Annotated in this window: 1 protein-coding gene; it reads right to left on the bottom strand. The window is 61.6% G+C overall.

The features are described from left to right. Positions 1–7: 7 nt before the first annotated feature. The coding region (locus tag AC07RN_RS21245) for a hypothetical protein (RefSeq protein WP_478337257.1) at positions 8–445 on the bottom strand (438 nt) is incomplete at its 5' end.

Below are 445 nucleotides of genomic sequence, written 5' to 3'. Positions count from 1 at the left end.
AATCTGGTCACGGTGCCATCTGATCCGGTCCGGTCTTCGAACCGATCCGACGACGCATCGCGAAGGCGAGAGGATATGTCGGTGAATCCGGTGCGGTCCTCCCTGGGAACGATGGCGAAGCTCCCCGGTGTGTGTAGCCCCAACTGCCTTCTCGGCCAGTGGAAACCGAGAGCGCGGTCAGCGTTGCTGTCATCACGCCGCCGCGTCCGGTTGGGCTGAACTCCATCAACGATGGTCCGTCTGCGAAAAGCAGTGGATCCAGCATCTCCTGCCGGTCGAAGTTCACGACCACCATCTCGGGGCTGGGCTCTGGCACCCAACCCACGTTCTTGCTGGCTGCCTCATAGCAGCCGTAGAACGGTCCGGAAGTATCCGAGTACGAGACCGTGCGAGTTGCCTCCGCGAGCGCACGTGTTTCCCTTTCGATGGACCGAAACCCACTCTC

This window comes from Lelliottia sp. GFLA7, assembly GCF_056490165.1.
This window is presented reverse-complemented; position numbering and strand designations above follow the sequence as displayed.